The sequence below is a fragment of the Promicromonospora citrea genome (assembly GCF_013004695.1).
In the GTDB taxonomy this organism is placed as follows: domain Bacteria; phylum Actinomycetota; class Actinomycetes; order Actinomycetales; family Cellulomonadaceae; genus Promicromonospora; species Promicromonospora citrea.
Window position 1 is genome coordinate 1 of record NZ_JABEMG010000165.1, and the last position, 8,419, is coordinate 8,419.

General features: G+C 76.3%; 8 protein-coding genes and 2 pseudogenes. 4 read left to right on the plus strand and 6 right to left on the minus strand.

Features of this window, described 5'->3' with window-relative positions; genetic code table 11:
• A pseudogene (locus HLB15_RS20880) lies at positions 1-548 on the minus strand (hypothetical protein); the annotation flags it as partial.
• A gap of 197 nt (positions 549-745) precedes the next feature.
• On the opposite strand from HLB15_RS20880, the gene HLB15_RS24380 reads away from it, so the two are divergent.
• Positions 746-2,047, plus strand: a complete 1,302-nt coding sequence (locus HLB15_RS24380) for a SpoIID/LytB domain-containing protein (protein WP_171108269.1) — start codon at positions 746-748, stop codon at positions 2,045-2,047.
• A gap of 49 nt (positions 2,048-2,096) precedes the next feature.
• Here HLB15_RS24380 and HLB15_RS20890 read toward each other — a convergent pair whose 3' ends face one another.
• Both HLB15_RS20890 and HLB15_RS20895 read right to left on the minus strand, forming a co-directional pair.
• The gene (locus HLB15_RS20890; RefSeq protein ID WP_171108271.1) at positions 2,097-2,321 is read right to left on the minus strand and encodes a Trm112 family protein; all 225 of its coding nucleotides are present in this window, start codon (positions 2,319-2,321) and stop codon (positions 2,097-2,099) included.
• Positions 2,318-3,775: a phosphomannomutase/phosphoglucomutase gene (locus HLB15_RS20895; RefSeq protein ID WP_171108273.1), complete on the minus strand. Its 1,458-nt coding sequence runs from the start codon at positions 3,773-3,775 to the stop codon at positions 2,318-2,320. Before HLB15_RS20895 ends, HLB15_RS20890 begins: the two co-directional genes overlap by 4 nt.
• 61 nt (positions 3,776-3,836) lie before the next feature.
• Between HLB15_RS20895 and manA the strand changes: the two genes are divergently transcribed.
• Positions 3,837-5,075 (plus strand): mannose-6-phosphate isomerase, class I, encoded by a 1,239-nt coding sequence (gene manA, locus HLB15_RS20900; RefSeq protein ID WP_171108275.1) that lies wholly within the window; start codon positions 3,837-3,839, stop codon positions 5,073-5,075.
• A 30-nt stretch (positions 5,076-5,105) separates the two neighbouring features.
• Here manA and HLB15_RS20905 read toward each other — a convergent pair whose 3' ends face one another.
• Positions 5,106-5,420 carry a DUF3499 domain-containing protein gene (locus tag HLB15_RS20905; RefSeq protein WP_229785428.1) on the minus strand — a complete coding sequence of 105 codons (315 nt, stop codon included), beginning with the start codon at positions 5,418-5,420 and terminating at the stop codon, positions 5,106-5,108.
• Here HLB15_RS20905 and HLB15_RS24620 point away from each other — a divergent pair.
• Positions 5,407-5,532, plus strand: a complete 126-nt coding sequence (locus HLB15_RS24620; protein WP_268240999.1) for a hypothetical protein — start codon at positions 5,407-5,409, stop codon at positions 5,530-5,532. The genes HLB15_RS20905 and HLB15_RS24620 overlap by 14 nt on opposite strands.
• 128 nt (positions 5,533-5,660) lie before the next feature.
• Positions 5,661-6,245, plus strand: coding sequence for a metallopeptidase family protein (locus HLB15_RS20910; protein ID WP_308424935.1), 585 nt, complete (start codon positions 5,661-5,663; stop codon positions 6,243-6,245).
• A gap of 9 nt (positions 6,246-6,254) precedes the next feature.
• Here HLB15_RS20910 and HLB15_RS20915 read toward each other — a convergent pair whose 3' ends face one another.
• Entirely contained in the window at positions 6,255-7,847 is a 1,593-nt protein-coding gene (locus HLB15_RS20915) for a DUF5719 family protein (RefSeq protein ID WP_171108279.1), read from the minus strand.
• A pseudogene (locus HLB15_RS20920) lies at positions 7,844-8,419 on the minus strand (hypothetical protein); the annotation flags it as partial. The pseudogene HLB15_RS20920 and the gene HLB15_RS20915, both read right to left, overlap by 4 nt.

Below are 8,419 nucleotides of genomic sequence, written 5' to 3' on the forward strand. Positions count from 1 at the left end.
CGCTCTTCCGATCTCCCCGCCGGCGCCCGTCCGCTGAGCGTGCGCACGCGCGCCTGGACCGCGTCGGCACCCCGCGTGAGAAACGGCTCGGTACCCGCACGGCCGACCGGCTCCGCACCGTCCGGCCCGACCTCCTCGACCCCCGCCGACCGCCACGGACCCCACCGCCCGCCCTCCCGGACGCGGAGCGCGACCTCGGTGACCTCCTCGGCCGAGCCCGCGTCCCAGGTGACGCCCGCGACGAGGAAGCCGAGGGTGGCGGTCCGCGGGCTCAGGGCGGCGAGGCGGCCGGGCGGGGTGGCGTCGGCGGACAGCGTGCCCGTTCGCTCCCCGGACGTGTGCGCCTCGCCGTGGCCGCCGGCTGGGCGCAGCGCGGACGGGTCGCGCCGCGCCGCCGCGTCCACCCCCGTCAGCGGCACGCGCTCGACCTCGGGCTCCACGGCCGCCGCCTCCGGCAGCGGGAGGTCGACCACCGGGAGCAGCACGCCACCGGCGGTGAGCACGAGCGTGAGGGATGCCGAGATCAGGTGCCGCGCCGGTGGCCTCATCGCTCGACGGTACCCACGCACCCCGGCAGCCGCACCAGGGCGCGGCCGAGCGACGCCCGGGTGCCGACCGCCCGCACCTGAGGCAAGGTGGACGGCACGCACGTGGAAGTGAGATCGCCATGCACGCTCGACCCGGCACAGCGCCCCGGCACCGTCGCCCCGCGCACCGCCCCGCGCACCGCCGTGCGCCCCGTCTCGTGGCCCCCGTCCTCGCCGCCCTCCTCGCCGCCGGCACGCTCGTCGCGGCGCCCACCACCGCGAGCGCCGCGGTGCCCGACTTCTTCGTCGTCGAGGGGTCGGGGTTCGGGCACGGGGTCGGGATGGCGCAGTACGGCGCGTACGAGATGTCCCGGCGGGGGTACTCGACCACCCAGATCCTCGCCCACTACTACCGTGGCACGGCGGCGCAGCGTGCGACGACGAGGACGCTGATCGACGTCCAGGTCTACGGGCCGGACCCCTCCGGCTCCTCCGCGTACGGCGACGCGGGCCCGACCACGATCACGGTGCGCGGCGGCCCGTGGCGGCTGCGGGCCGGCGACCGGACCGTCGCGTCGGGCCGTGCGGGCACGATGAGCGTCTCGACGTCGAAGGGCTCCGTGCTGGTCCGGACCCCGGACGGCGTCCTGCACCGCCACCGGCAGCTCCAGCTCCAGTGGGCGGGCACGCCGTACCACCGCCCGAAGGCCGGGCCCGCCACGGTGAGCGTCGGGGGCGCGCACGGCTCCTACCGCTACGGGCGCCTGCTGCTGTCGGCGTCGCAGGGGACGCCGAACGTCGTGAACCGGCTGCGGCTCAACACGCAGTACCTCTACGGCCTGGCGGAGATGCCGGCGTCCTGGGGGGCCGACGGCGGCCAGGAGGCGCTGCGCGCGCAGGCCGTCGTCGCCCGGTCGTACGCCGTGCTGCGGTCGGAGAGCTGGAACCGGACCTGCCGCTGCCACGTGGTCGACGACGTGCGGGACCAGCAGTTCTCCGGCTGGAAGCACGCGTCGGGACCGTCCAGCGGGTACTGGCGCCGTGCGGTCGACTCGACCACGACGGCGCTCACCCGGGGCAGCGTGCTGACGTACGGCGGACGGCCGGTGACGGCCCACTACTACTCGTCGTCCGGCGGGAGCTCGTCGGCGTCCTCGTTCGGGTGGCGTACCGCGCGGTCGGAGGACGTGTGGTCGTCGGCCGTGCCCTACGAGCGGTCCGTCCGCGACCGCTACTCGGCCGTGGCGCCGGGCAACGGCCACGTCCGCTGGCGACGCAACCTCAGCCAGGTGCAGGCGCAGCGGCTCTTCGGCCTGGACGACGCGGGCAAGGAGGTCGCCTCGATCCGCGTCGCGGCCCGCTGGTCCAGCGGCCAGGTGAAGACGCTGGTGGCGAAGGCCCCGGACGGGACCACCCGGACGCTCACGGGCAAGGCGGACCAGATCAGGGCGCGCGTGGGCGGCAGGACGACGGCGGGCAGCGTGCCGTCGGCGTGGCTGCTCCGGATCAGCGCGGCGTGAGGGTGCACCCCCGGGGAGGCCGGGCGCGCCGTCGTCCGAGCCCGCGCGGTCAGAGCTCGCGCGCGTCGTCGGCGAGCAGCACCGGGATGCCGTCCCGCACCGGGTAGGCCAGCGGGCGCTCCGGGTCGGTCGAGTGCAGCTCCGGCTCGCCGCCGGGGCCGGTGCCGTCCACGAGCGTCGCGCCCGTCACCGGGCAGCGCAGGATCTCCCGCACCCAGGGCTCGAGAGTCGGCTCGGGGGCCGCCTCCGGGGTCGTGGTCCGGTCAGCGCTCACGCGTCGTCTCCCTCGGTGGTCGTGCCGCGCACGAGCGACAGGACGTCGTCGCGCACCTTCTCCATGATGTCCTCGTCCGCCGCCTCGACGTTGAGCCGCAGCAGCGGCTCGGTGTTCGAGGCCCGCAGGTTGAACCACCACTGCGGGTGCGCGTCCCAGTGCGAGACGGTCACGCCGTCGAGGGTGTCGACCGCGATGCCCGGGTAGGCCGTGCGGTAGGCGTCGAGCACGCGCTCGGTGGCCGCCGCGGCGTCCGCCACGCGCGAGTTGATCTCGCCCGAGCCCACGTACGGCTCGAACATCTCGCTCAGCTCGGACATCGCGTGGTCCTGCGTGCCCAGCGCGGCGAGCACGTGGAGCGCGGCCAGCATGCCGGTGTCGGCGTAGAAGAAGTCGCGGAAGTAGTAGTGCGCGCTGTGCTCGCCGCCGAACACCGCCTCGTGCGCGGCCATCTCCGCCTTGATGAACGAGTGGCCGACGCGCGTGCGCACGGTGCGCGCCCCGGCGGCCGAGAGCAGGTCCGGCACGGCCTGCGACGTGATGAGGTTGTGGATGACGGCGGGCACCCGGCCCGCCGCCTTCTCCTTGTCGACCTCGCGCAGCCCGACGAGCGCCGTGATCGCCGACGGCGAGACCGGCACGCCCTTCTCGTCGACGACGAAGCAGCGGTCGGCGTCGCCGTCGAACGCGAGGCCGATGTCCGCGCCGTTCGCGACGACGGCGGTCTGCAGGTCGACGAGGTTGGCCGGCTCCAGCGGGTTGGCCTCGTGGTTCGGGAACGTGCCGTCGAGCTCGAAGTACACGGGCACGAGGTCGACCGGCAGCTCCGGCAGGCCCGCGGCCGTGCCGAGCACGGCGGGGACGGTGAGGCCCGCCATCCCGTTGCCGGCGTCGACCACGACCTTGAGCCTGCGGTTGCCGGACAGGTCGACGAGCCCGCGGAGGAACCGCGCGTAGTCGCCCAGGGTCTCGCGGTCGGTCACGTGGCCGACCTCTGCGTCGGCCCCGGTCTCCGGCCCGCCGTCCAGCAGGGCCTGCGCCACCTCGCGGATCTCCGTGAGGCCCGTGGACTCGCCCACGGGGCGTGCCCCCGTGCGGCAGAGCTTGATGCCGTTGTACGTCGCGGGGTTGTGGCTGGCGGTGAACATCGCACCGGGCAGGCCCAGCGCGCCCGACGCGTGGTAGAGCCCGTCGGTCGAGCACAGGCCGATGCGCACGACGTCGACGCCCTCGGCGGTCAGGCCCGCGGCGAAGGCGTCCACGAGGGCGGGACCGGAGTCGCGCATGTCGCGTCCGACGACCACGGACGGACGGGCGTCGCCCGTCGCCTCCGGGAGCACCACGACCCGCGCGAAGGCCGCGCCGACCGCGCGGGCCACGGCGGGCGAGAGCTCCTCCGGCACCAGTCCGCGGACGTCGTACGCCTTGATGATCCTGCTGAGGTCGAGAGCCACGCCGCCAGCGTACGCGAGCGAGCGGGGAACCTGGCGGACACGTGCGGGCTATCCTTGCGCGGTGCTTGCCGTCGCCCAGTTCCATGCCCCTCTGCCGCTGACGAACACGATCCAGCGGTACGACTGGGGGTCCGTCGATGCCATCCCGCACCTGCTCGGCACCGCGCCGGACGGGCAGCCGCAGGCGGAGCTGTGGCTCGGCGCACATGCCAGCGCGCCGTCGGTCACGGTGGTCGAGGACGACCACGTGGCGCTCGACCGCCTCGTCACCGAGGCGCCCGTGCAGACGCTCGGCCACCGCGTGGCGGAGCAGTTCGGCCCGCGCCTGCCCTACCTGATGAAGGTGCTGGCCGCGGGCAAGGCCCTCTCGCTCCAGGTGCACCCGTCACCGCGGCAGGCGCGCGAGGGCTTCGCGCGCGAGAACAAGGCGGGCATGCCCCTGACGTCGCCGAAGCGCTCGTTCAAGGACGACCAGCACAAGCCCGAGATGGTCGTGGCGCTGTCGCAGTTCGAGGGCCTCGCCGGGTTCCGGACGCCGCGCACCATCCTCGACGTGCTCGACGGCCTCGACGGCGAGCTGGTCGAGGGCGTGCGGGCCGCCCTGCTGCGCGACCGCGGCCACGACGGCATGCGCGCCGCGTTCAACCACCTGCTGTCCGCCCGATCGCAGGAGGAGTGCGCCGCGGACATCGAGGCCACGCTCGACTCGGTGCGGGCACGGCTGGCGGCGGGCTCGCCGTTCGAGCGCGCCGACCGCACGGTGATCGACCTCGCCGACCAGCACCCCGGCGACCCGGGTGCGATCGCGTCGCTCATGCTCAACCGGTTCTCGCTCGAGCCCGGCGAGGCGGCGTTCACCCCGGCCGGCGTCGTGCACGCCTACCTGTCGGGGCTCGGCATCGAGATCATGGCCAGCTCCGACAACGTGCTGCGCGCGGGGCTGACGACCAAGCTCGTCGACGAGGAGAACCTCGTGGCGTGCACGGAGTTCGCTCCGCAGCAGCCGTTCACGCCCCAGGTGACCACGGCGGGCAGCCGCGGCCAGGTGCACACCTATCGCGTGCCGGTCACGGAGTTCGCCCTCACGACCGCCGACGTCGACGCCGCGGAGCCCGTGTCCCTGCCCTCCACCGGCCCGCGCATCGTGCTGTGCCTCGACGGCGACCTCGTGCTCGCCGCCGACCGGGCGGAGGACGGCCCGCAGCGCCTGGCCCACGGCGACTCCGTCTTCGTCCCGCACGACGCCGGCAACCTCACCCTGTCGGGGACGGGCCACGCGGTCTGCGCCTGGGTCCCGTGACCCGCTGACCCGCTGAGTGGTGGGGCCGGGTCAGGACTGGGGGGCGTCGTCGGCGCGGAGGACGCGCAGGTGGCCGCGGCGCGCGGTCTCGGTCACCGTCGGCGGCTCGGCGGGGCGGCGCGCGCGCCCGGCCTCGCGCACGGCGTCGGCCAGCGCCGACAGGTCGTCCGGGCTCGGCCCGGCGTCCTCGAACTCGGGCATGAGGCGGACCACCTCCCACCCGCGCGGTGCCGTCAGCCGCTCGGCGTGCTCGGCGCACAGGTCGTAGCTGTGGGGCTCGGCCAGGTGCGCCAGCGGACCCAGGACCGCGGTCGAGTCCGCGTACACGTACGTGAGCGTCGCCACGGCCGCACTGGTGCAGGCCGAGCGCGAACACTGTCTCACCGATCTCACGCGCCGAGACTACGCCCTGACCGGGCACGACGTGGCGAACACGCCGGATATGGCCGGCGGCTGAGATCTGGTCCCCGTGCCGAGATCTGGTCGTGCGCCACCAGATCTCGGCGCAGGGACCAGATCTCACCCTGACGCCCACCGCTTGGCGGGTCCGGCGGGCGGGGGCGGATCCGACGTATCGTCGGACACGTGCCTCCGTTCTCACCTCGTGGTCGTCACCGGCGATCGGGCCGCGGGCCCGGCAGCGCGAGCAGCTCGTCCGCGGGCGCTCCGACACCCGGCGCGGAGACGCCCGGCATCCCCAAGGCCCTCCAGGCCGACCTGCTCCGGCTGGCCGCGACGCCCGACGGCGACGGGGTCCGTCCGCGCCGCAGGGACCGTCGCGGGCGCGGCATGCGCGGCCCGCTGTTCCCGCCCGGCACCCCGGCGCACCGGACGCGCGCGCAGCGGTTCGACGACCTCGTGCTCGACGTGGTCGAGGACCTCGACCACACGTGGGCCGCGCAGCTGCGCGGCACCGAGTTCGCGGTCGAGGACGTGCCGCCGTCCGACCCCGCGCCGTGGGAGGACGGCGGGGTGCCGCTCGGCCGGTTCTTCCCCGCGGAGGCGGGGCGCCCCGGGCGCGTCGTGGTCTACCGCCGCCCGGTCGAGGTGCGCGCGATCGACGCCGACGACCTCGCCGACCTCGTGCGCGACGTCGTGGTCGAACAGGTGGCGCACCTGCTGGCGCGCACGCCCGAGGAGATCGACCCGCACTTCGGCGACCGGTCCTGAGGGCCGGGCTCAGCCCACGACGTCGACCCGCCGCACGCGCACTTCGTCGCCCGCCGCGAGCGGGGCGGACGGCGCCAGCACGGAGAACAGCGAGTCGTCGTCCGCGTCCGCGAGGGTCACGGACCAGACGACGGCGGGCCCGCCCGCGTGCTGCTCCGCGACCACGGCGACGGTCTCCCCCGGCTTCCCGAGGTCGTCCAGGAGCACCGTGCGCCCGGCCCCGACTTCGACCGTCCGCGTCCAGGCCTCCGCGCCGTCGGGCCCGATGCCGCGCAGGTCCACCGCCGCGGTGCCCGACGCGTCGTCGACCCGCTCCGGGTCCCGGTCGTCCGGCACGCCGGCGAGCGTCACCTCGAACGACGCGTCCGGCGGCACGGCGACCGCACCGTCCGCGACGACGCCGTCGGCCGCCTGGCCGCTCAGCCACGCCCGGTCGTACGGGTCGCCGTCGACGACCGCGTCCTGCGCCGGCTCGCCCTCCCGGTCGACGGCGGCCCCCGCCACGACCGGCACGTCCGCGTCCACGACCACGGTGTACGCGCCCTCGGGCAGCCCGCCGAGCGGCACCGTCGTGACCCGGCCCGCCTCGAGCGGCACCTCCTCGCCGCCGCGCAGGCGCACGGGGCCGTCGGCCCCGAGCACCGAGAGGCGTGCCGTACCGGGGCGGTCGCCGGGCGCGAGCAGGTCGAGCCGCGGCGCGTGCGCGTCGTCGACCGCCTCGCCCGTGCTGACCACGCCGGACACGGCCGTCGTCGGCACGGGGGCGCTGCCGCGGGTCACGAGGTCCGCGCCGGCGGGCAGGATCCCCTCGATCCGGTGGTGCTGGACGTACGCACCGACGCGGCCGCCCTCCGCGGTCACGTGCAGCGCGAGCCGGCCCTGGTCGGGCGCGACCGCCTCCAGCAGCGTCACCACCTGCTCGCCCGGCGGCACGACGACGACCGCCTGGCTGCCCAGCGCGACCGGGCCGGTGGCGCCCCACGCCTCGAGGGCGACGGTGGCGGGCGTGCGCCCGGGGTTCTGCAGCACGAGCCGGCCGCTCGACCCGACGGCGGTGCCGCCGCCCACGAGCCAGTGCTCGACCGCCGGCTGCGTGCACGGTCCGGCGACCATGCCGCGCAGGTCGCCCGCGGTCGTCACCGAGCTGACCGTACCGGCGGCGTACGTCGCGCCGCCCGGCGTGACGCGCAGCAGGCGCGGGCCGGGCAGGTCGCCCGCCACGACGGCCGCCTCGCCCCCCGTCTCGAGCGGCCCCACGAGTTCCTCGGCCGCCCCGCCGCCCGGTGTCGCCAGCTCCGGGGTGCCGTCGGCCCCCAGCACCGCTGCGGCCAGCCGGGAGCGGGTCGCGACCGGCGTCGAGCTGAACTCGTCGTCCCCGACGTCGGGCTGGTCGAGCTTCGCGGGCACCGGGCAGACGAGCGCGGTCTCCGCCGCGGCGACGGGGACGGCGCGCGCGTCCGCGGGGGCCTGCGCGACGGGCGCGGGGCCGACCGTCCCGTCGGTGACCGCGAGCGCCGCGACCGCCATCGCGCACAGCAGGCCGCCCACGGCCGCTGCGGTGCGCCGCGCCACGGGCGGCACGGTCAGGGTCCTGCGGCTCATCGCGTCCTCCTGCGTCCGACGGGGAGCGCCAGCAGCGCGAACACGACGAGCGTGAACGCCGTGACCAGGAGCCACGCCGTGCGGTGCGGCGCCTCGTAGCGCACCACGAGGTCGCCGGAGCCCGCGCCGACGACGAACGCCTGGAGGCCGGACGTCCGGTCCGGCGGGACGGGGTCGAGGCGGCGCCCGTCGAGCGTGGCGTGCCAGCCGCGCGCGGCCGCCTCGGCGAGCACGACGACGCGGTCGGCGCCGCCCGCCGCGAGCTCCGCCCGCACCTGCGTCCCGGCCGACGGCAGCGCCCGCACCGTGATGCCGCCCTCCTCGAGGCGGGCCCAGCCGGGGGCCGGCCCGTCCTCGGGGGACACGCGCCAGACGGAGACGGCCTGCCCCTCGGTCACGCGGCTCAGGCCGGCCACGAGGTCGAGCGTCGCGACGAGGTCGCCGACGGCCGCGGACGAGCCCGGCACGGAGCCCGCCCCGGCGGAGCCCGATGCTGAGCCTGCCCCGGAGGAGCCCGGCGCCGAGGAGCCCGGTACCCAGGAGCCAGGCGCTGAGGAGCCGGGTGCGGACGA